Source organism: Saccharothrix lopnurensis, assembly GCF_042658445.1.
Lineage (GTDB): Bacteria > Actinomycetota > Actinomycetes > Mycobacteriales > Pseudonocardiaceae > Actinosynnema > Actinosynnema lopnurensis.
Map to the genome: position 1 here is coordinate 113974 of NZ_JBHSQO010000009.1, position 22813 is coordinate 136786.

Sequence of the window (22813 nt, forward strand, 5' to 3'; positions counted from 1 at the left end):
CCGTACTACCTCAGCTGGTCTTCGGTGTAGTAGCCCGAGTCGACCAGGACCTGCTTGTAGTTGTCCTTGCCGACGATGACCGGCTCCAGCAGGTACGACGGGACGACCTTGACGCCGTTGTCGTAGTCCTTCTCGTTGTTGACCTCGGGCTTGCCGCCCTTGAGCACCGCGTCGGCCATGTCCACGGTCACCTCGGCCAGCTCGCGGGTGTCCTTCTGGATGGTCGAGTACTGCTCACCGGCGATGATCGACTTCACCGAGGCGACCTCGGCGTCCTGGCCGGTCACGATCGGATAAGGCGTGGTGCCGCCGCCGTAGCCGTTGCTCTTGAGCGCGGACAGGATGCCGATGGACAGGCCGTCGTAGGGCGACAGCACGCCCTGCACCAGCGCGCCGCCCTGGTAGCTGGAGGTGAGGATGTCCTCCATGCGCCGCTGGGCGGTCGCCGGGTCCCACCGCAGGATGGACACGGTGCGGAAGTCGGTCTGCCCGCTCCTGACGACCAGGGTGCCCTTGTCGATGTGCGGCTGGAGCACCGACATCGCGCCGTTGAAGAAGAACGTGGCGTTGTTGTCGTCGGGCGAGCCCGCGAACAGCTCGATGTTGACCGGCCCGGTCGCGGGGCCGGGGCTGCCGTCGGGGTTGACCACCTCCAGCCCGGTCAGCAGCGAGGTCGCCTGCTGCACGCCGACCTTGAAGTTGTCGAACGTGGCGTAGTAGTCCACGTTCGGGCTGTTGCGGATGAGCCGGTCGTAGGAGATGACCGGGATCTTCGCGTCGGCGGCCTGCTGGAGCTGGCTGGTCAGCGCGGTGCCGTCGATCGAGGCGACGATCAGCAGCTTGGCCTTCTTGGTGATCTGGTTCTCGATCTGGTTGGCCTGCGTGGGGATGTCGTTCTCGGCGTACTGGAGGTCGACCTGGTAGCCCTTCGCCTCCAACGCCTTCTTGATGTTGTCACCGTCGTGGATCCAGCGCTCCGACGAGCGGGTCGGCATGGTCACCCCGACCAGCGCGTCCTCGGTGGAGCCGCTCTGCTGGTCGACGGTCTTCTCCGTCGACCCGCAGGCGGCGAGCACCAGACCGGCCGCGGCGATGGCGGCGATCCGCGGAAACCTCATTGTTTCTCCCTCTCCCTGTGGTGGCGCGCGCTAGCGCAGGCCCTGCGCGAGCCGGAAGTACGCCTGGTTCCAGCGCAGGCGGTCGGCGAACGACGCCGTGGTCGTGTCCCGGTCGATGACGACCAGCTCGGTGCGGACCATCTGCGCGAAGTCGTTCAGCGTCTCCGCGCCCACGGCCTGCGTCATCACCGTGTGGTGCGGGCCGCCGGCGGTCAGCCACGACTCGGCGGAGGTGGACAGCGACGGCGCGGGCTTCCACACCGCGCGCGCCACGGGCAGCCTCGGCAGCGGCTCGTCCGGCGGCACGACCTCGACCTCGTTGGCCACCAGGCGGAACCGCTCCCCCAGGTCAGCGAGGCCGACCACGACGGCGGGCCCGGGGGCCGCGTCGAACACCAGCCGCACCGGGTCCTCCCGGCCGCCGATGCCCAGCGGGTGGATCTCGCAGCCGGGGCGGTCGGCGGCGATGGTCGGGCAGACCTCCAGCATGTGCGCGCCCAGGATCTTGGGCTCGCCGGGGCCGAAGTGGTAGGTGTAGTCCTCCATGAACGACGTGCCGCGGCCCGTGCCCGTGCCCATCGCCTTGACCGCGGCCAGCAGCGCCGAGGTCTTCCAGTCGCCCTCGCCGCCGAAGCCGTAGCCGTCGGCCATCAGCCGCTGCACGGCCAGGCCCGGTAGCTGCCGCAGCCCGCCCAGGTCCTCGAAGTTCGTGGTGAACGCGCCGAAGCCGCCGTCGGTGAGGAACCGGCGCAGGCCCGCCTCGACGCGCGCCGCGTAGCGCAGGGAGTCGTGCCGGTCCCCGCCCTTGGCCAGCTCGGGCGCGAGCCGGTAGGTGTCGGCGTAGGCGGCGACCAGCAGGTCGATCTCGTCGTCGGGCACCGCGTCCACGACCTCGACCAGGTCGTTGACGCCGTAGGTGTTGACGCTGACGCCGAACCGGAGTTCCGCCTCGACCTTGTCGCCCTCGGTCACCGCGACACCACGCATGTTGTCCCCGAAACGGGCCAGCTTCAGCCCGTTCAGGTGGTGGTGGCCCGTGGCCGCGCGGACCCAGCCGTCGATGCGCTCGGCCAACCGGGGGTCGCTGGCGTGACCCGCGACGGTCTTGCGCGGCACGCCCAGCCTGGTCTGGATGAACCCGAACTCGCGGTCGCCGTGCGCGGCCTGGTTGAGGTTCATGAAGTCCATGTCGATGGTCGCCCACGGCAGCGCCTCGTTCAGCTGCGTGTGCAGGTGCAGCAGCGGCTTGCGCAGCACGTCCAGCCCGGTGATCCACATCTTGGCGGGCGAGAACGTGTGCATCCAGGCGATCACGCCGATGCACGTGGGGTCGCTGTTGGCGGCCAGCATCACGTCGCGGATCGCGGCGGTGTCGGTCAGCACCGGCCGCCACACGATCTCGGCGCAGATGCGCCCCGACCCCGTGAGCATCCGCTGGATCTGCTGCGACTGCTGGGCGACCTGTTCGAGCGTGTCCGGGCCGTAGAGGTGCTGGCTCCCGGTCAGGAACCAGACCTGCGGCTTCGCAGCGGCAGAGGACATGCGGAGCTCCCCTCGTGGGCTCATTGCCCGTAGACGTTCTGGTAGCGGGCGTGCAGGCGGTCGACGTGGTGCTGCTCGATCGGGTCGGGCCTGCCCAGCTGGTGCGCGAAGTGCACGGTGCGCGCCACGTCCTCCAGCATCACCGCGGCCTTGACCGCCGCGCGGGCGTCCTTGCCGACGGTGAACGGGCCGTGGTTGCGCATCAGCACCGCCCCGGAGCGGCTGGTGCGCAGCGTCTCCACGATGCCGCGGCCTATCGAGTCGTCGCCGATGAGCGCGAACGGACCCACCGGGATCTCGCCGCCGAACTCGTCGGCGATCATGGTGAGCACGCACGGGATCGGCTCGCCCCTCGCCGCCCACGCGGTGGCGTAGGGCGAGTGGGTGTGCACCACGCCGCCCACCTCGGGCATGTGCCGGTACACGTAGGCGTGCGCGGCGGTGTCCGAGGACGGCGCCAGGTCGCCCTCGACGAGGGTGCCGTGCAGGTCGGTGACGACCATCGCCTCGGGCCCCAGCTCGTCGTAGGACACCCCCGACGGCTTGATCACCATCAGGTCCCGGTCCGGCACGCGGGCCGAGACGTTGCCCGCCGTCCAGATCACCAGCTCGTAGCGGACCAACTCCCGGTGCAGGTCGGAGACCGTGCGGCGCAGGTCGTCCAGGACCGACATCTAGTCCTCCCCCTTGGCGGCGCGGCGCAGGGCCTTGAGCCGGTGCATGACCTCGTTGGCGCCGCGCCCGAAGTGGTCGTGCAGCTCCTGGTACTCGACGAACAGCCGCTCGTAGGCCGCGACGTGCTCCGGGACCGGCCGGTAGACGCCGCGCCGGACCGAGCCCATGGCCCCGGCCGCCGCGCGGATGTCCGCGTACGCGCCCGCCGCGACCGCGGCGTGCATCGCCGAGCCGAGCGCCGGGCCCTGCTCGGAGCCGATCACCGACAGCGGCAGGTCCAGCACGTCGGCGTAGATCTGCATCAGCAGCCGGTTCTTCACCAGGCCGCCCGCGATGACCAGCTCCGTCACCGGGATGCCCGCGTCGGTGTAGGAGTCCACGATCACCCGCGTGCCGTAGGCGGTGGCCTCCAGCAGCGCGCGGTAGGTGTCCTCGGCGCGGGTGGCCAGGGTCTGGCCCAGCACCAGGCCGGACAGCTCGTGGTCGACCAGCACCGACCGGTTGCCGCTGTGCCAGTCCAGCGCGACCAGGCCGTGCTCGCCGATGCGCTGCCGCCCGGCCAGCTCGGTCAGCAGCTCGTGCACGGAGATGCCGCGCTCGCGCGCCTGCTCGTGGTAGTGCGGGGGCACGTTGTGGTCGACGAACCAGGCGAAGATGTCGCCGACGCCGCTCTGGCCCGACTCGTAGCCCCACAGGCCGGGCACGATGCCGCCCTCGACCACGCCGCACATGCCGGGCACCTCGCGCAGCACGTCGGCGTTCATCACGTGGCAGGTGCTCGTGCCCATGATCGCGACCATCTGGCCGGGCTCGACGGCCCGCGCGGCCGGCGCGGTGACGTGCGCGTCGACGTTGCCCACGGCCACCGCGATGCCCTCGGGCAGGCCGGTCCAGGCCGCGGCCGCCGCGGTGAGCAACCCGGCCCGGTCGCCGAGCCGGCCCAGCGGGTGGTCTAGCTTCTCGGCGACGAAACCGGCGAAGTCGGGGTTGAGCGCCTTGAGGAAGTCGGTGGACGGGTAGCCGTCCTGGTGGATGCCCTTGTAGCCGGCCGTGCACGCGTTGCGCGCGTAGGTGCCGCACAGCTGCCAGACGATCCAGTCGGCGGCCTCGACCCAGTGGGCCATCGCCGCGTAGACCTCGGGGGCCTCCTCCAGCAGCTGGAGGCCCTTGGCGAACTCCCACTCCGAGGAGATCAGGCCGCCGTAGCGGGGCAGCCAGGTCTCCCCGCGCTGCTCGGCCAGCTGGTTGATCCGGTCGGCCTGGCCCTGGGCGGCGTGGTGCTTCCACAGCTTGACGTAGGCGTGCGGCTCGCCCGCGAACTCCGGCAGCTCGTTGAGCGGCGTGCCGTCCCCGGTCGTGGGGACCATCGTGCACGCGGTGAAGTCCGTGCCGATGCCGATCACGTCGGCCGGGTCGACGCCCGCGTCCGCGATGGCCGCCGGGACGGCGGTGCGGAGCACGTCGACGTAGTCCCGGGGCACCTGGAGGGCCCAGTCCGGGGGCAGCGGGCGGCCGTCGGGCAGCGCCCGGTCCAGCACGCCGTGCCCGTAGTCGTGCACCGCCGTGCCCAACTCGGCGCCGTCCCGCACCCGCACCACGACCGCGCGGCCGGACAACGTGCCGAAGTCGACACCCACCACCAACGGTTCACTCGCCATGTGAGGGAGTGTTATCGCTAACATTCACCGCGTCAAGACCCGCCCGCAACGTGCTCTTAACAGCCAGGTGAACGTGCACAACGAAGACGTGCCGTGGGCTGCGGCCACCAGGTCAGCCTAGGCGGCCGAACACCGTTCGAGGAACACGAAAAAGTTGCGCGCCCGGCTCGTCCCGGGCGCGCTCCTCACGGACGGGTTTTTTCAGGCGGGCGGCGCGACGCTGTCCCTCGTCACCAGGGCCGGCGCGATGGTGCGCTGCGAGGCGCCCACCTCGCCGTCGCCGACCTGGGCCAGCAGCAGCCCGAGCGTCTCCCGGGCAACCGCGTCGAAGTCGGGGCGGATGGTGGTCAGGGGCGGGATGAAGTAGGCCGCCTCGGGCACGTCGTCGAAGCCGACCACGCTGACGTCGCGCGGGATGTTGCGGCCGCGTTCGCTCATCGCCCGCAGGATGCCCAGGGCCAGGTGGTCGTTGGCCGCGAAGATCGCGGTGACCTCCGGCATCCGGGCCAGCATCTGCCCGGCCCGGTACCCCGAGGCGGCGCTCCAGTCCGCGGGCACCAGCGGCGGCACCTCCAGGTCCGCCGCCTCCAGCGCCGACCGCCAGCCGCGCACGCGGCCCGCGCTGTCGAACCAGTCCGGCGGGCCCGAGACGTGCCACACCGTGCGGTGGCCCGCGTCGAGCAGGTGGCGGGTGGCCGCGAAGGCGCCCGCCGCCTGGTCGACGGTGACCAGCGGCGTGGACCGCTCCGGGTCGCCGTCCACGGTGACCAGCGGGATGCCCGCGGAGACGGCGCCGACCGCGTCGTTGGCCGACGCGGTCGGCGCGATCACCACGATGCCCGCCACCCGCTGGTCGCGGTGCCGCTCCACGGCCGCCGAGATGGACGCGCGGTCCAGCACGTTCACCCGGCCCACGCTGACCGCGAACCCGGCCTCGGCCGCGGCCTGCTCGAACGCCCCGAGCAGCGAGGCGGGCCCGTACAGGGTGGAGTTCTGCGCCACCACCCCGATGAGCTGGGAGCGGCCGGTGACCAGCGCGCGGGCCGCCTTGTTGGGCCGGTAGCCCAGCTCGGCGATCGCCGCCCGCACCCGCAGCCGCGTCTGCTCCCGGACGTTGGGATGACCGTTCAGCACCCGCGACACCGTTTGGTGCGAGACCCCGGCGAGCCGGGCGACATCCGTCATCGCGGGATCGCGCGAGGTCTTCTGCTCCACTACCGCCCCATCTCTGCTCATGGCCGTGCACCTTTGATGTTAGCGATAACACGTGTTCTTCGCCGAAAAGGCGCCTGGTTCATTGTCCACCAGGGACCGTCCCCCGCCGGGCGGATGTGATCAGCCGAGCCGGAAAGTCGCCCGCTCGCGCGCCCTCCGGTCGTGGCCCGGCCTGGCGACCACCAACCGCCCGGACCCGTCGTGCGCCACGTAGGCCGACCGGTCCGCCGACAGCCGCAGCGACACCCCGTCCCGGTCGGCCAGCCCCGCCACCCTCGTGAACGAGGCGGCCCGCCGGTAGGCGTCCGTGCCCTCGTTCGGGTCCAGCCGCAGCGAGGCGCCGTCGAACCGGACGTAGCGGGTGGGGTGGTTGACGGACCGGATCGACGTCGTGCCGGAGCCCAGGAGACCCGGCTCGAACCGGAACTGGGAGTCGGCCAGCTCGCGCACGTTGCCCTCCACCCGGAGGCGGTAGGCGAAGTGGCGCACGTGCAGCCCCGGGGAGTCCAGTGGGGACAGGCGCGCGATCGGGCCGCCCTTGCCCACCGGGACGCCGAAGCTCGGCGTGCCGTCGTCGTTCCAGTGCAGCCGCTGCACGCGGGTGTGCCGGTTGGGGTCGAACAGCGGGTCGCCGGTGATGTCGCGGTAGTCCCGGGCGTGGTAGACCAGCACGTCCTGGTCGCCGACGGTGGTGAACGAGTTGTGCCCCGGCCCGTACTGGCGGGTGGCGTCGTTCGTGGTGAAGACCGGCGTGGGCGTCTTGGTCCACGACCGCGCGTCGAGCAGGTCGGCGTTCTCGTCGGCGGTGAGCAGGCCCATGCAGTAGCGGGCGTCCGTGGCGCTGGCCGAGTAGGTGACGAACACGCGGCCGTTGCGGACCAGCACCGCCGCGCCCTCGTTCACCCGGAAGCCCTGGACCTCCCAGTCCAGCGTGGGCACGGCGATGCGCACGGGCGCGGTCTTCAGCGCCAGCGGCGAGGCCATCTCCGCGATGTAGAGGTTGCTGTTGGTGTTGATGCCCGGTTCGCCCTGCGCCCACAGGAAGTAGCGCCGGCCGCGGTGCTCGAAGGTGGTGGCGTCGAGGGTGAAGGTGTCCCAGGCGGTGACCACCCGGCCGCGCAGCACCCAGGCGTCCGCGCGGGGGTCCGCGTCGGCCGACTCCAGGACGTAGGTGCGGATGCGGAAGGGCTGGTCGGAATCGCCCGCGGCGAAGTAGATGTACCACTTGCCGTCGATGCGGTGCAGCTCCGGAGCCCAGATGTAGCCGCCCATGGCGCCGGACGACGGGCGTCGCCAGACCGTGGTCTCCTCGGCGCCGGCCAAGCCGTCCAGGGTCGGCGCGCCGCGCACCACGACGCGGTCGTACTCCGGCACGGAACCGGTCAGGTAGTACGTGCCGTCCGTCGGGCGGGTGATGAACGGGTCGGCGCGCTGCTCGACCAGGGGGTTGCGGGTGGTCAACGCGGGTCCGTTCGGGTCGCCGCCGGACCGCGCCCGCGGCTCGGCGGAGGCGGCGGTCACCGACGCGGGCAGGGCTCCCGCCACGGCCAGCGCGCCGCCGACGCGGAACAGCGATCTGCGGTCGAGGGATCTGCGGTCGGGCGAACTGCGGTCGGGCATCAGGGGAACTCCAATCGGGGGCGGCTTCGCCGGTCACTTGATCGAGTGATCATGGAGAACCCGGAGCCCTTGTCGAACACTTGTTCGATACCGTGGCGCCATGACGAATTCACCGCGTGTCCAGGGGTTGTCATCGCCGCTTGTCCTTGAGGCGCAAGAAGGTCACGGAGTGCGGCGGGAAGGTGTGCGTGAACGATCCGGAGACCCGCACCTGCGCCTTGCGCGTCCTGATGGGTTGGGTGTGCTCGGTGTTCACGTCGTCCGGCAGGCCCTCCAGCACGGTGGCTTCGGCAAGGGGCAGGACCCTGGTGTCCCGGCCGAGGTCGACCCTGGTCCTGGCGGCGTCGGCCTGGGCGTTGACCACCTTGACGACCAGGTCGCCGGTCCTCTCGTCCCGGGTCACCACCTGGCGGAAGGGCTCGGGGGCCTGGCTCGCCTCGTCGGTGAACCCGGCCCAGAGCCGCCCGTCGATGAAGAGCTTCACCGTGCGGTCGCGCACCTCGACGCGCAGGTCGTAGGTGCGGCCGGTCTCGATGGTGGTGTTGTCGGAGTGGAAGACGCGGGACTGGTTGCCGCCGTCCACCGCGGACCGGGTGTTGTTCCAGCCGCCGAGGTTCCAGAAGTACGGGTTGCCGGCGCCGTTGACGGCGAAGGGGATCAGGAAGCCCTCGCTGCCGGACAGCTTGGTGGCCTTGACGCTGAAGGTGAAGTCGCTCCAGCCCGGGTCGCCGGCGGTGACGAGGGGGTTCGTGGCGGTGGCGTCGGACTGCACGTAGGCGCCGTCCTGGACGCCCCAGCGGCCGTAGCCGTTGCCGGTCCAGTTGCCCGCGTCGCCGGAGAAGTCGTCGGCGAACAGCTCCCGGCCGTCCGCGGAGGTGACCTCCACGTCGTCGTAGGCCACGGAGGTGGCCCAGGAGGAGAGCCCGATGGCGCCGGTGATCGGGGAGGGGCTCCAGGGCGTGCCGGAGGCCGTGCTGGGCACCACGTGGTCGCCCACGTTGGTCATGAAGAGCTTCTGCACCTCGTAGGAGGCCGAGCCCCAGGAGGCGTGGTTGTTGAACCAGATCATGTCCGGTCGCCACTGCACGTAGTCCTCGTTGGACAGCAGCGGCGCGTAGGAGGCCAGCTCGACCACGTCGGCGTTGCGCTCCAGGCCGGTCATGAAGGCGGCCTCGGCCAGGGCGTTGTAGAAGCGGTTGTCCTGGGAGGCGTACTCGCCCAGGAAGACCTTGGGCCCGGTGCGGTCGTAGCCGTCGTACCGGTCGTTGTTCTCCAGGAACCAGTTCGGGCTGTTGTAGTAGTGCTCGTCGACCACGTCGACCCCGGCCTCGCGGTTGAGCTGCCAGAGCCGGTCGAAGTTGGCGCCGGTGTCGTCGGGCCCGGAGTTGCCGATGATCGTGATGTCCGGGTACCTCGCCTCGATCGCGGCGCGGAACCGGGTGAAGCGCTCGAAGAACTCGTCGGCCAGGTTCTCCTCGTTGCCGACCCCGAGGTGGGTGAGGTTGAACGGCCTCGGGTGCCCCATCTCCGCGCGCTTGCGGCCCCAGGTCGAGTCGACCGGGCCGTTGGCGAACTCGATCAGGTCGAGCGTGTCCTGGATGTGGCGCTGGAGCAGCACCGGGTCGTCGGTGGCGCGGTTCTGGCCGCAGCCGGTCACCAGGGCGGGCACCACGGGCAGCGGCATCGCGCCGATGTCCTCGGAGAACTGGAAGTACTCGTAGTAGCCGAGGCCGTAGGACTGGTTGTAGCCCCAGAAGTTCGCGTTGGTGGCGCGCTGCTCGACCGGGCCGATGGTGTCCTTCCACTGGTAGGAGCGCTTGCGCTCCCAGTTGGAGGACTCGTCGTAGCCGTAGTGGCTGCCGGTGTTGACCAGGCAGCCGCCGGGGAAGCGCACGAACCCGGGCTCGAGCGCGGCGATCTTCTCGGCGAGGTCCCTGCGCAGGCCGTTGGACCGGCCCTTGAAGGTGTCCTGCGGGAAGAGGGAGACCTCGTCCAGCCGGAGCGTGCCCGTGCCCCCGCCGGTCACCAGGAGGCGGCCGGTGGTGGAGGACTCCCGTGCCTTGAAGGTGCCGGTGTACCTGGTCCAGCCGTCCCCGCGCACCCGGAGCCTCAGCTCCGCGGCGAGGTCCTCGCCCGCCGGGTCGGTCAGGCCGACCTCCAGCGGGGTGCCGGCGGCCTGGTCCGTGCGGGCCCAGACGGAGAAGTCGTACCGCTTGCCCTTCTCCACGTTGATGCCGGAGTTGTACCCGGCGTTGATGAGGCCGGCGGGCAGGCCGACCCGGAGGTAGTTGCGGTTGCGCTCGTTCAGGCGACCGTCGTCGTTGACCACGTCGAGGGCGCCGCCGGTGGGCGCCCACCCGGTGAACGGGGTGTAGCCGGCGTTGTCGGCGGTGCTGTACTCGAACGACCGGTTCTGCACCAGCTCGGCGTACAGACCGCCGTCGGCGGCGCGGTTGATGTCCTCGAAGAAGACGCCGTACATGGTGTCCTCGATCGAGGCGCCCTTGCCGCTCGGGTCGATGGTGAGGGTGTAGTCGGTGTCGGCCGCCGCACCCGAGGCGGGCACGGCGACGAGCAGACCGGCGACGAGTGCCGCGGCCATCACTACGCGGGACATGCGTGCTCCAGGGAGATCAGGGAAAAGCAACGCGTACATCTCGGTCGGGCCCGCCTCCGGGCACGGACCGGGTGGGGCCGTACCGGGTCGGGCGTGGACAGGGTCAGCGGCGGCGGAGTCTGTGGGGGCGGGGTCAGCGGCGGCGGGGTCAGCAGCGGCAGGGTCAGCAGCGGCAGGGTCAGCGGCGGAGTCTGGGACGGGGTCTGGGGCGGCGGGGTCTGGGGCGGCAAGGTCTGCGGTAGCGGGAATCCGCCGGCCGTCGAGGCACGGCGGCCCGGAGAAGCCGGCAACCCCGGACCTCCGACCACCCACCAGGCCGGTCGTCCCGATGCCAGCGCCTCGACAACACAAGCACCAGCACCAGCACCGACACCGACACCAGGGTCGGCCCAGCCCTGGCACCAGCCCGGCCCCACCTCGGCACCAGCGTCAGTTCCGGCTCCGGCCGGCTCCGACTCCGGCACGGCCGACCCGGTCTCAGCCCGAGCCCGAGCCGGCCCCAGGCCGAATCGAGCTTCGAGGTCACGTGCGGCCGGGCTCCGAGGACAGGAGTCGGGTGTGCTTCGCGGGTGGCGGGGGTGCCGCCTCCCGCGAAGCACCGGCCGTACCCCGCAGGGCGCGGCAGCGTCCTGCGGGGTACACCCGGGCCCCGCGAGGCACGCTCGGTGCCGCCGCGCAACGCCTACCGCGCCACGCAGGGGACCGCCAGTACCCCTGCGGAACGCCGGTCGGGTCCCGTGGCTCACCGCTCGTGCCCCCGGGAGCTGGGGGTGCGGCCGGTCGCGTCGTGGATGTCGGTGCGACCGGCCGCGGATCGGGGTGGAGGTGGTGGTGTCGGGGGTCGGGTCGTCGGGTCAGGGGTGGGCGGCGCGGACCCGGTCGAGTTCGGCCTTGGTCACCGGCAGCACGGTGCCGTGCCGTGGCCGGCTGGGCAGCTCGTAGCCGGTGGCGGGCCGCCACTGCCCGGAGGCGAGGTCGGTGGTCTCGAAGGGGACGTAGCCGCGACCGCCGAACTCGTCGATGAACAGGTACCACCTGTCCTCGGTGTTGGACTTGAACACCGTCGGGCCCTCGCCCTGGTTGATCGAGCCCTTGCCGATGCAGTCGGCGACGAAGTCGTAGGAGGTGTCGCGCAGCCGGGTCGACTTCTCGGCCAGGATGAACTTGCTGCACGGGGTGGTGGAGGTGTTGTTCCGCTCGTCCTTGGTGAAGCGGTAGAACTCCGCGCCGTGCCGGATCACGGTCGAGTCGATGACCGAGTAACCCGGGTCGACCCAGACCTCCGGCTCGGTGAAGGTGCGGAAGTCTCGCGTGGTCGCGTAGAGCATCTTGTTGTGGGTGTTGCCGGTGTGCTGCGGGTCGTCCGCGGCGTAGAGCTTGGAGGCCCAGAAGACGACGTACGCGCCGATGGACTCGTCGTAGTACGCCTCGGGCGCCCAGGTGTTGCCCGCCGTCTCCGGTGATACCCGCACGTGGCGCTGCTCCGACCAGTTGACCAGGTCGGTGGACTCCCACACCTCGATGTGGCGGCTGCCCCTGCGCTGCACCAGGTCCCAGTTGCCGTTGCCGTGCATCTTCAGGTCGGTGGCGATGAGGAAGAACCTGTCGCCCTCCGGCGACCGGATGATGAACGGGTCGCGCACGCCCCCGTCCCCCAGAGAGGAGGTGAGCACCGGCTTGCCGCCGTTCAGCTCGTCCCACTTGAGCGCGTCGTTGCCGCGGCTGGCGGCGAAGTGCACCTGCTCGCCGGTGGCCGTGCCCTCGCCGGTGAAGTAGCCGAACAGGTAGCCCTCGTAGGGCTGCTGCCGCGGCAGCGGCGTCACCGTGACGGAGAAGAGGCGGACGGCCTTCCGCTTGCCGCTCTCGACCACCGCCAGGAGGAGCACCCGCTCCGGGCGCTCGCCGTGGGCGGGGCGGGTGACCTCGCCGGTCTCGGTGATCACCTTCTTCTTCGTCGTCCTCCACGTCACGCGCGTGCCGTGGAGGCCGGTGGTGGGCAGGGTGATGTTGCCCCGGATGTCCTGCGGGTTCCACACCGCCAGGGCGGCGGCTGCCTCGTCGACCTTCCGGCGGTCGGTCAACCCGGGGAGCACGGTGACCGGGAACCGGCGGGTCTGGTCGGCGGCGCTCGCGGTCAGGGTGAGCGTGACCGGGCGCTCGCCGGCCGCGGGGCGGGTGACGACGCCGTGATCGGTCACGTGCCGCGGGTCGCTCGACCGCCAGCCGATGGCCGAGCCGTACGGGCCGGTGGTGGGGAGGGTCAGGTTCGCGGTGACGGCGGACAGGTCGCCGAGGTCGAGGGAGGCCAGGTCGCGGCGGGCCTTCTCCTCGACCGGGACGAAGCCGAGGTCGTGGGCTTCGGCGGCGGTGAGGGCCCGGTCGTACAGGCGGAAGTCGCGGACGGCGCCCTTCAGGTGGCGGTCGCCGCGGTAGACCGAGCGGCCGAGGTGGTTGGCCGTGGTGCTGCCGTTGCCGATCATCGCGGGGGTGGTGGTGACGCCGGTGTTGCGGGCGACCTCCACGCCGTCCTCGTAGAGCACGGCGGTGCCGTCGGCGAGGGTGTAGGTCAGCGTCTTCCACACGCCCCGGGCGAGGTCGCGGCCCGCGGTGGTGGTCTGCTCGGTGGACCAGTTGCCGGTGGCGATGGAGGTCCGGTAGGCGTTGCCGGTGGTGAAGAGGTAGCCGTTGCCGGAACTGCCCGAGGAGTTGCCCAGGCCCCAGATGAAGTAGGGGGTGGCCTGGTCCGGTGCGAGGCGGACCTGGACCGAGACGCTGACCTCGGTCAGGCCGCGCAGGAGGTGGTCGGGCAGCTTCACGTGGCCGTCGGTGCCGCCGAGCTGGAGGCCGTCCGGGCCGGCGGGGGTGGCGTCGCCGAGGACGGTGGCGTCGCGGCCGGCGCCCGAGGCGTCCCGGACGACGGTTCCCGCCGTCTCGGTGAGCGGGTAGTGCGCGGCCAGCCCGTCGGTGGGACCGTCGGCGGTGGCGGCGGGACCGTTGGCGACGGGACCATTGGCGACGGCGGGGCTGCCGGCGACGGCGACAGGGCCGTTGGCGACAGGGCCGTTGGCGACGGAGCCACCGGAGGCAGCGGTGGCGGGGCCGTTGGCGGTGGCGGCAGGACCGTTGGCGGCGCCGGCAGGGCCATCGGCGGCGGTCGGGTCGGCGCCGGCGGGGGTGCCGCTCGTCATCGCGGCGACGAGGGCCGCGATGAGGACCGTCGCGATGGTGCGTGGACGGTGGCGAAGGGAGAACATGGGGCGTCGCTCTCGTCGTCGAGCGCGGGGTTCACCGCGCGGCGTGAACAGGACGGCCGGGGGTCGACGTGCGCTGAGTCACAAAAGTGAGCGCTAACATATGTCCGTCTCTCCAAACATGTCAAGCGCATGAAGTTGACGCTTCGTGGGGGTTGACGTGGCGATTGTGAGCGTTCACTCTTGTGGCCCAGGTGACCACCGTCACGCGGTTCGCCGACCCCGCCAGTGTCTCGGTTTCACACGGAGGAAGACCAGTGCTCAAGAAGATCGCGACCGCCGCCAGCGCGGTCCTGTTGGCCGCGCTGACCGCGTGCGGCTCCGGAGGGTCCGGGAACGCGGGGTCGTCGGGCGCCGACGACGGCAAGATCACCATGGGCTTCGCCCAGGTGGGTGCCGAGAGCGGGTGGCGCACCGCGAACACGAAGTCGGTCCAGGACGAGGCCGCCGCGGCGGGCGTCGAGCTGAAGTTCTCCGACGCGCAGCAGCGGCAGGAGAACCAGATCAAGGCGATCCGGTCGTTCATCCAGCAGAAGGTGGACGTGATCGCCTTCAGCCCGGTGGTGGAGACCGGCTGGGACACCGTGCTGCTGGAGGCCCAGCGGGCCGACATCCCGGTGATCCTGACCGACCGCGCGGTCGACTCGGAGGACACCTCGCTCTACAAGACCTTCCTGGGCTCCGACTTCGTCGAGGAGGGCAGGAAGGCCGCCGAGTGGCTGAAGGAGAACGCCGGCGACGCGACCAACGTCGTCGAGCTCCAGGGCACCACGGGCGCGGCCCCCGCGATCGACCGCAAGGAGGGCTTCGAGAAGGCCATCGAGGGCACGAACCTCAAGGTCGTGGCCTCGCAGACCGGTGACTTCACGCGGTCGGGCGGCAAGCAGGTCATGGAGGCGTTCCTGAAGTCCGTGCCGGACATCGACGTGGTGTACGCGCACAACGACGACATGGGCCTGGGCGCGATCGAGGCGATCAAGGCGGCGGGCAAGGTGCCCGGCAAGGACATCAAGATCATCACCGTGGACGCGGTGAAGGACGGCATGACCGCGCTGGCCGCCGGGGAGATCAACTTCATCGTCGAGTGCAACCCGCTGCTGGGCAAGCAGCTGATGGAGCTGGCGAAGAAGGTCGTGGCGGGCGAGGAGGTCCCGACGCGGGTGGTGACCGAGGAGACCACCTTCACCTCCGAACAGGCCAAGGCCGCGCTCCCCGAGCGCAAGTACTGAATTCCAGACCGCGGTCCCCAGCCACCCCCCGGGTGTGGTGGCGGGGGGCCGCGCCCAGCCGTGCGAGGGGAGTTGTCCGGTGACCGAGCCGGTCGTCGACATGCGGGGCATCTCGGTTGAGTTCCCCGGCGTGAGAGCCCTGGAGGAGGTGGATTTCCGGCTGTTCCCGGGTGAGGTCCACGCCCTGATGGGTGAGAACGGGGCGGGCAAGTCCACGCTCATCAAGGCGTTGACCGGGGTCCACCGCCTCGCGGCGGGCGAGGTCCGGTACGCGGGCGAGGCGGTCTCGTTCGGCGGGCCCGCGCAGGCCCAGGCGGCCGGGATCAGCACGGTGTACCAGGAGGTCAACCTCTGCTCGAACCTGACCGTCGCGGAGAACATCCTGCTCGGCCGCGAGCCGCGGAAGTTCGGCCGGATCGACGGCCGGGCCATGCGGGGGCGCTCCGCCGAGCTGCTGGCGCGCATCGGGCTGGACGTCGACCCCGGGTCGGTGCTGGGCAGCCACCCGATCGCGGTGCAGCAGCTGGTGGCCATCGCGCGGGCGGTGGCGGTGGACGCGCGGGTGCTGGTGCTGGACGAGCCGACCTCCAGCCTGGACGCCGACGAGGTCGCGGAGCTGTTCCGGATCATCCGGGTGCTGCGCGACGAGGGCGTGGCGGTGCTGTTCGTGACGCACTTCCTGGAGCAGGTCTACGAGATCTCCGACCGGATGACCGTGCTGCGCAACGGCCGCCTGGTGGGCGAGCACCTGACCGCGTCGCTGAGCCGCATCGACCTGGTGTCGGCCATGCTGGGCCGCGAGGTCGGCCTGCTGGAGGAGATCGAGCGCCGCTCGGGCACGCCCGGCGAGCCGCTGCTGGTGGCCGAGGGCCTCGGGCGCAAGGGCTCGGTGGAGCCGTTCGACCTGACCGTCCGGGCGGGCGAGGTGGTGGGCCTGGCCGGGCTGCTCGGTTCGGGCCGCACCGAGGTGGCGCGGCTGCTCTACGGCGCGGACAGGGCCGACTCGGGCCGCGTGCTGGTGGACGGCGAGCCGCTGAACCTGCGCGGGCCCCGGTCGGCCATCGCGGCGGGCATCGCGTTCTCCTCGGAGGACCGCAAGGCCGAGGGCGTCGTGGCGGACCTGAGCGTGCGCGACAACCTGATCCTGGCCCTCCAGGCGGCCCGCGGCTGGGCCCGGCCGGTGCCGCGCAAGGTCGCCGACGAGCTGGTGGCGAAGTACATCGAGGCGCTGGACATCAGGCCGGCCGACCCGGAGAAGGTGGTCGGCGACCTGTCCGGCGGCAACCAGCAGAAGGTGCTGCTGGCGCGGTGGCTGGTGACCGAGCCCAGGCTGCTGATCCTGGACGAGCCGACGCGCGGCATCGACGTGGGCGCGAAGGCGCAGATCCAGAAGCTGGTGGCGGACCTGGCCACCGAGGGGATGGCGGTCGTGTTCATCTCCGCCGAGCTGGAGGAGGTGGTCCGCATCTCCGACCGGGTGGTGGTGATGCGCGACCGGAGGATGGTGGCCGAACTGGGCGGCGACGCCGGCGTGGACGACGTGATGGAGCTGATCGCCGGTCACGTCGACGACCCCGCCGAGGCCCGGGTCGTCGTGGCGCCGATCGACAAGGCGGTGGCCTCGTGAGGAACCGACTGCTCTGGCCGGCCCTGGCGCTGGCCGCCCTGCTGCTGGTGAACGTGGTGTTCACGCCGTCGTTCTTCGCGCTGCGGATCCAGGACGGCGCGCTGTTCGGCAGCCTGGTGGACATCCTGCGCAACGGCGCGCCGACGCTGCTGATCGCGCTGGGCATGACGCTGGTCATCGCCACCCGCGGCATCGACCTGTCGGTGGGCGCGGTGGCGGCCATCGCGGGCGCGGTGACGTGCACGCACATCGCCTCCGGCGGCAACCCGTGGGTCGCCATGGGCCTGGCGCTGGCGCTGTGCGCGGTGCTGGGGCTGTGGAACGGCTTCCTGGTCTCGGTGCTGGGCATCCAGCCGATCATCGCCACCCTGGTGCTGATGACGGCCGGGCGCGGGGTGGCGATGCTGATCACCGAGGGCCAGATCATCACCGTGGACTCCCCCGTCTACCGGCAGGTGGGCGCGGGCTTCCTGGTGCTGCCGATCGCGATCCTGATCAGCCTCGCGGTGCTGGGCCTGGTCGCGCTGGCGACCCGGCGCACGGCCCTGGGGATGCTGATCGAGGCGGTCGGCGTGAACCCGGAGGCGTCGCGGCTGGCGGGCGTGCGGTCGCGCACGATCATCTGGACGGTGTACGTGTTCGCGGCGCTGTGCGCGGGCGTCGCCGGGCTGATGATCAGCTCCAACGTGAGCGCGGCGGACGCCAACAACGCCGGGCTGTGGATCGAGATGGACGCGATCCTGGCGGTGGTCATCGGCGGGACCTCGCTGGCGGGCGGCCGGTACTCGCTGACCGGCACGCTGCTGGGCGCGCTGATCATCCAGACGCTGACCACGACGGTCTACACGGCCGGCGTCGCGCCGGAGATCACGCTGGTGTTCAAGGCGGTCGTGGTGATCGCGGTGTGCCTGGTGCAGGCGCCGATCAGGATCCGGGTGAGGCGAGGGGTGGCGCTGCGATGACGGCGACGACGGCCGGGGAGAAGACGGCCCCGAGGGCGCCCGCGCCCCGCGGCCCGCGGCGGGTGCCCTCGCGGTTCCTGCCGGTGATCGCGACGTTCGTGGTGTTCGTGGCGACGTTCGGCGTCGGCTCGGTGCGCTACGAGGGGTTCGCGTCCGGGCAGGTGGTGGCGAACCTGTTCATCGACAACGCGTTCCTGATCGTGCTCGCGGTCGGCATGACCTTCGTGATCCTGACCGGCGGCATCGACCTGTCGGTGGGCTCGGTGGTGGCGCTGTCGACGATGATCGCGGCGGCGGCCCTGCGCGCCGGGTGGCCGCCGCTGCTGGTGGTGCTCGCGGTGCTCGCGGCCGGCTCCGGCCTCGGCCTGGCGATGGGCTGGGTGATCCACCGGTTCGGCGTGCAGCCGTTCATCGTGACCCTGGCGGGCATGTTCCTGGCCCGCGGCCTGTGCTTCGTGATCAGCGTGGAGTCGGTGTCGATCAAGGACCCGGCGTTCCGCTCGCTGGCCACCGGCACGATCGAGCTGCCCGGTGGCGTGACCATCACCTACGGCGTGGTGATCGCGCTGGTGGCGGTGCTGGCCGCGGTGTACGTGCTGCACCTGACCAGGTTCGGGCGCACGGTGTACGCGGTGGGCGGCAGCGAGTCCTCGGCGCGGCTGATGGGCCTGGCCACCACGCGCGTCAAGATCGGCGTGTACGGGATCAGCGGCTTCTGCTCGGCGCTGGCCGGCCTGCTGTTCAGCCTCTACATGCTGTCCGGCTACAGCCTGCACGCGGTGGGCATGGAGCTGGACGCCATCGCCGCCGTGGTGGTGGGCGGCAGTCTGCTGTCGGGCGGGGTCGGCTTCGTGGTCGGCTCGGTGGTGGGCGTGCTGGTGCTGGGCACGATCCAGACGCTGATCTCGTTCGAGGGCACGCTGTCCTCCTGGTGGACCAAGATCGTGATCGGGGCCCTGCTGCTGGCGTTCATCGCGCTCCAGCGGGTCATCGTGCGGCGGAGCTAGCCGCCCGACCCGGAGCTCCCCCGAAGGCCGTCCGCTTTCCGCGGGCGGCCTTCGGCGTGCGTCTGATGTGTTGACTTTCACACAGCCGGTCTGTAACTCTTCGAGCGCACTGCGCAAAAAATCGACAAGCGGACGGAACTTATCGACAACTCGGAAGTTCCCCCTGCTTGCGGCTCCCCCTGCACCGCCCCAAGAGAAGGGCCGGCACCGATGTCATCGACGACACGTGCTCGTTCACGCCTAGCCGCAGCACTGCTCGCACTGTCCCTGACCGCGTTGACCCTGGTCTCCCCCGCCGCCCAGGGCGCGCCCTCCACCGCCCTGGTGAACGACGGCGACCGGGACACCTACTGGCAGACCGACTCCCTCCCCCGGACGGTCGGCCTCGACCTCGGCGCGCCCACCCGGATCGACCAGGTCCGGCTGTCGGTGCCCGAGCACTGGGGCGAACGGCGGCAGACCCTCAGCGTCCGGACCAGCCTGGACGGCAAGGGCCTGGCCACGCTCGTGCCCTCCGGCACGCACACGTTCAGCCCCGCCGCCGGCAACCAGGTGACGTTCGACGTCGACCCGACCCTGGTCCGCTACGTGCAGGTCGAGGTGACCGGCAACAGCGCCGACGACGGCGCGCAGCTGGCCGAGATCGACGTCCGCCGGGTCGTCGACGCGCAGGCCCTGCTGCCCGCCACCTACACCGCGAGCAGCCACAGCGACGTCTACCAGCCGGGCAACGCCGGCGACGGCAACCAGACCACCTACTGGGAGAGCTCGAACAACGCGTTCCCGCAGTGGCTGCGGGCCGACCTCGGCGCGGCGCTGAAGGTCGACCGCGTGGTGCTGAAGCTGCCCACCGCGAACTGGAGCTCCCGCACCCAGACGCTGGCCGTGCAGCACAGCGCGAACGGCACCTCGTTCAGCGACCTGGTGGCGTCGGCCCAGTACACGTTCAACCCCGCCTCGAACAACACGGTGACCATCCCGTTCACCGCGACCACGACGCGGTACCTGCGGCTGCTGATCACCGGCAACACCGGCTGGCCCGCCGGGCAGGTCTCGGAGTTCGAGGTGCACGGCACCTCCGGCGGCGACACCCAGGCGCCCAGCGCGCCGACCAACCTGGCGTACACGACGCCGCAGTCCGGGCAGATCCGGCTCACCTGGTCGGCGGCCGGCGACGACACCGGGGTCACCGGCTACGACGTCTACGCCAACGGCCAGCTTCGCACCAGCGTCGCGGGCACCGTGCTGGCCTACACCGACACCCAGCCCGACGGCGTCGCGGTCAGCTACCACGTGATCGCCAAGGACGCGGCGGGCAACCAGTCGCCGCCCAGCAACACCGTGACCCGGCCCGGGTCGGGCGGCAGCGGCCAGAACCTGGCCAAGGGCAGGCCGATCACCGCCAGCTCCCACACGTTCACCTTCGTCGCGGCCAACGCCAACGACGACGACCTGAACACCTACTGGGAGGGCGCCACCTACCCGAACACGCTCACCACGCAGCTCGGCTCCAACGCCGACCTCAGCTCCGTGGTGGTCAAGCTCAACCCGTCGACCGCGTGGGGCTCCCGCACGCAGAACATCCAGGTGCTGGGCCGCGAGCAGAGCGCGTCCGGCTTCACCAGCCTGGTCCCGGCCCGGGACTACGCGTTCAACCCGGCCTCGGGCAACTCGGTGAGCATCCCGCTGTCCGGCCGCGTCGCGGACGTGCAGCTGCGCATCACCGCCAACAGCGGCGCGCCCGGCGGCCAGGTCGCCGAGTTCCAGGTGTTCGGCGTGGCCGCGCCCAACCCGGACCTGACCGTCACCGGCACCTCGTTCACCCCGACGAACCCGGTCGAGAGCGCCGCGGTCACGCTGTCGGCCACCGTGCGCAACGCGGGCACGGCGGCGTCCGGCGCCACCGACGTGACGTTCTTCCTCGGCACCCAGTCCGTCGGCACCGCCCAGGTGGGCGCGCTGGCGGCGGGCGCGTCCGCGACCGTCACCGCGAACATCGGCGCGCGCGGCGCGGGCTCCTACGAGTACACCGCCAAGGTCGACGAGACGAAGAAGGTCGTCGAGCAGAACGAGGCCAACAACGCCCGCGTGCACCCGTCTCCGCTGGTGATCACCCCGGTGCCCAGCTCGGACCTCGTCGGCACGATCAGCTGGTCGCCCGGCAACCCCTCCAACGGCCAGAGCACGACCTTCACCGCGGTGATCCGCAACGACGGCAGCATCGCCTCGGCCGGCGGCGCGCACGGCGTCACGCTGACCCTGCTCAACGCCTCCGGCGGGACGGTGCGCACGCTGACCGGCAGCTTCACCGGCACGCTCCAGCCCGGCCAGTCGAGCCCGCAGGTCAACCTGGGCTCGTGGACCGCCGCGAACGGCAACTACACCGTGCGCGCGCAGGTCGCGGTGGACGCCAACGAGATCGCCGCGCGGCAGGGCAACAACCTGTCCAACCAGCCGCTGTTCGTCGGCCGCGGCGCGAACGTGCCGTGGCAGCACGTCGAGGCCGAGGACGGCGTGACCGCGGGCGGCGCGCAGAAGATCGGCCCGAACCGCACCATCGGCGACCTCGCCGGCGAGGCGTCCGGCCGCCGCGCGGTGACGCTGAACAGCACCGGCGCGTCCGTCGAGTTCACCACCGGCGTGTCGACCAACACCCTGGTCACCCGCTTCTCCATCCCCGACGCCCCGGGCGGCGGCGGGATCAACTCCACGCTCAACGTCTACGTCAACGGCACGTTCCACAAGGCCATCGACCTGACCTCGCGGCACATCTGGCTCTACGGCAACGAGGCCAACCCGGGCAACTCGCCGAGCGCCGGCGGACCGCGGCACATCTACGACGAGGCCAACGTCCTGCTCAACGGCACGTTCCCGGCGGGCACGAAGATCAAGCTCCAGAAGGACGCGGCCAACACCACCACCTACGCCGTCGACTTCGTCAACTTCGAGCAGGTGGCGGCGCAGGGCAACCCGGACCCGGCGCGCTACACCACGCCCACCGGGTTCGGCCACCAGGACGTGCAGAACGCGCTCGACCGGTTCCGCATGGACACCACCGGCACCCTGCTCGGCGTCTACCTGCCGGCGGGCACCTACACCACCGCGCAGAAGTTCCAGGTGTACGGCAAGCCGGTGCGCGTGATCGGCGCCGGGCCGTGGTTCACCAGGTTCGTCGTGCCGAGCACGCAGGAGAACACCGACGCGGGCTTCCGCGCCGAAGCCTCCGTCAACGGCTCGACGTTCAGCGGGTTCTCGTTCTTCGGCAACTACGTGTCGCGGATCGACGGCCCCGGCAAGGTGTTCGACTTCAGCAACGTCGCCAACATCACCATCGACAACATCTGGGCCGAGCACATGGTGTGCCTCTACTGGGGCGCGAACACCGACTTCATGACCATCAAGAACTCGCGCATCCGCAACATGTTCGCCGACGGCATCAACATGACCAACGGCAGCACGGACAACCTCGTGCAGAACATCGAGGCGCGCTCGACCGGTGACGACAGCTTCGCGCTGTTCTCGGCGATCGACGCGGGCGGCGCGGACGAGAAGAACAACACCTACGAGAACCTGACGTCCCTGACGCCGTGGCGCGCGGCGGGCCTGGCGGTGTACGGCGGCTACCTCAACACCTTCCGCAACATCTACGTGGCCGACACGCTGACCTACTCGGGCGTCACGATCAGCTCGCTGGACTTCGGCTACCCGATGAACGGCTTCGGGCCCGAGCCGACCACGTTCAGCGGGATCACGCTGGTGCGCGCCGGTGGCCACTTCTGGGGCGCGCAGACGTTCCCGGCGATCTGGATGTTCTCGGCGTCCAAGCCGTTCCGGGGCATCCGGGTCAACGACGTGGACATCATCGACCCGACCTACAGCGGCATCATGTTCCAGACCAACTACGTGGGCGGACAGCCCCAGAACCCGGTCCAGGACACGGTGTTCACCAACGTCTCGATCTCCGGGGCGCGGCTCAGCGGTGACGCGTTCGAGGCCAAGTCGGGTATCGGCATCTGGGTCAACGAGATGCCGGAGGCCGGTCAGGGCCCGGCGGTGGGCTCGGCGACGTTCAACAACCTGCGGTTGAGCAACAACCAGGAGGACATCCGCAACCGCACCACCACCTTCACCCTCGACATCAACCCGTAAGCGCGACGACCCCGCGTCCCCCGGTGGCCACGGCCGCCGGGGGACGCGATCGTCTCACCCGTGCAGACCCAGTTCGGCGGTCAGCCGCTCCCGCTCGGGCACCTGCCCCGGCCGCAGCACGGAGCCGCGGGGTTGGCCGGCAG

13 protein-coding genes are annotated in these 22813 nt (G+C 71.1%); 5 read left to right on the forward strand and 8 right to left on the reverse strand.

What is annotated here, in order from left to right; all coding sequences use genetic code 11:
- Positions 1–5: 5 nt before the first annotated feature.
- The 8 genes from chvE to ACFP3R_RS11695 form a co-directional block, all read right to left on the reverse strand.
- Positions 6–1118: a multiple monosaccharide ABC transporter substrate-binding protein gene (gene chvE / locus ACFP3R_RS11660; protein WP_380635399.1), complete on the reverse strand. Its 1113-nt coding sequence runs from the start codon at positions 1116–1118 to the stop codon at positions 6–8.
- Positions 1119–1148: 30 nt separating this feature from the next.
- The gene (araA, locus tag ACFP3R_RS11665; protein WP_380635401.1) at positions 1149–2660 is read right to left on the reverse strand and encodes an L-arabinose isomerase; all 1512 of its coding nucleotides are present in this window, start codon (positions 2658–2660) and stop codon (positions 1149–1151) included.
- A 20-nt stretch (positions 2661–2680) separates the two neighbouring features.
- On the reverse strand, positions 2681–3334 hold the full coding sequence (locus tag ACFP3R_RS11670; RefSeq protein WP_380635403.1) for an L-ribulose-5-phosphate 4-epimerase: 654 nt from the start codon (positions 3332–3334) through the stop codon (positions 2681–2683).
- On the reverse strand, positions 3335–4993 hold the full coding sequence (gene araB, locus ACFP3R_RS11675; protein WP_380635405.1) for a ribulokinase: 1659 nt from the start codon (positions 4991–4993) through the stop codon (positions 3335–3337).
- Positions 4994–5194: 201 nt separating this feature from the next.
- Positions 5195–6229, reverse strand: coding sequence for a LacI family DNA-binding transcriptional regulator (locus ACFP3R_RS11680; protein WP_380635407.1), 1035 nt, complete (start codon positions 6227–6229; stop codon positions 5195–5197).
- Between the two features lie 99 nt (positions 6230–6328).
- Positions 6329–7828 (reverse strand): family 43 glycosylhydrolase, encoded by a 1500-nt coding sequence (locus tag ACFP3R_RS11685; RefSeq protein WP_380635409.1) that lies wholly within the window; start codon positions 7826–7828, stop codon positions 6329–6331.
- A gap of 130 nt (positions 7829–7958) precedes the next feature.
- The gene (locus tag ACFP3R_RS11690) at positions 7959–10445 is read right to left on the reverse strand and encodes an alpha-L-arabinofuranosidase C-terminal domain-containing protein (RefSeq protein WP_380635411.1); all 2487 of its coding nucleotides are present in this window, start codon (positions 10443–10445) and stop codon (positions 7959–7961) included.
- An 854-nt stretch (positions 10446–11299) separates the two neighbouring features.
- Positions 11300–13699: an immunoglobulin-like domain-containing protein gene (locus ACFP3R_RS11695; RefSeq protein ID WP_380635413.1), complete on the reverse strand. Its 2400-nt coding sequence runs from the start codon at positions 13697–13699 to the stop codon at positions 11300–11302.
- 254 nt (positions 13700–13953) lie between these two features.
- Between ACFP3R_RS11695 and ACFP3R_RS11700 the strand changes: the two genes are divergently transcribed.
- The 5 genes from ACFP3R_RS11700 (at position 13954) to ACFP3R_RS11720 (ending at position 22670) form a co-directional block, all read left to right on the forward strand.
- The gene (locus ACFP3R_RS11700) at positions 13954–14925 is read left to right on the forward strand and encodes an ABC transporter substrate-binding protein (protein ID WP_380635415.1); all 972 of its coding nucleotides are present in this window, start codon (positions 13954–13956) and stop codon (positions 14923–14925) included.
- A gap of 100 nt (positions 14926–15025) precedes the next feature.
- Positions 15026–16552: a sugar ABC transporter ATP-binding protein gene (locus ACFP3R_RS11705; RefSeq protein WP_380635555.1), complete on the forward strand. Its 1527-nt coding sequence runs from the start codon at positions 15026–15028 to the stop codon at positions 16550–16552.
- Complete coding sequence (locus ACFP3R_RS11710) at positions 16549–17514, forward strand: ABC transporter permease (protein ID WP_380635417.1); 966 nt, start codon at positions 16549–16551, stop codon at positions 17512–17514. The genes ACFP3R_RS11705 and ACFP3R_RS11710 overlap by 4 nt, the downstream gene beginning before the upstream one ends.
- Positions 17511–18521 (forward strand): galactofuranose ABC transporter, permease protein YjfF, encoded by a 1011-nt coding sequence (gene yjfF / locus ACFP3R_RS11715; RefSeq protein WP_380635418.1) that lies wholly within the window; start codon positions 17511–17513, stop codon positions 18519–18521. Before ACFP3R_RS11710 ends, yjfF begins: the two co-directional genes overlap by 4 nt.
- A gap of 276 nt (positions 18522–18797) precedes the next feature.
- The gene (locus ACFP3R_RS11720) at positions 18798–22670 is read left to right on the forward strand and encodes a galactose-binding domain-containing protein (protein WP_380635420.1); all 3873 of its coding nucleotides are present in this window, start codon (positions 18798–18800) and stop codon (positions 22668–22670) included.
- The last annotated feature ends 143 nt before the right edge of the window (positions 22671–22813 follow it).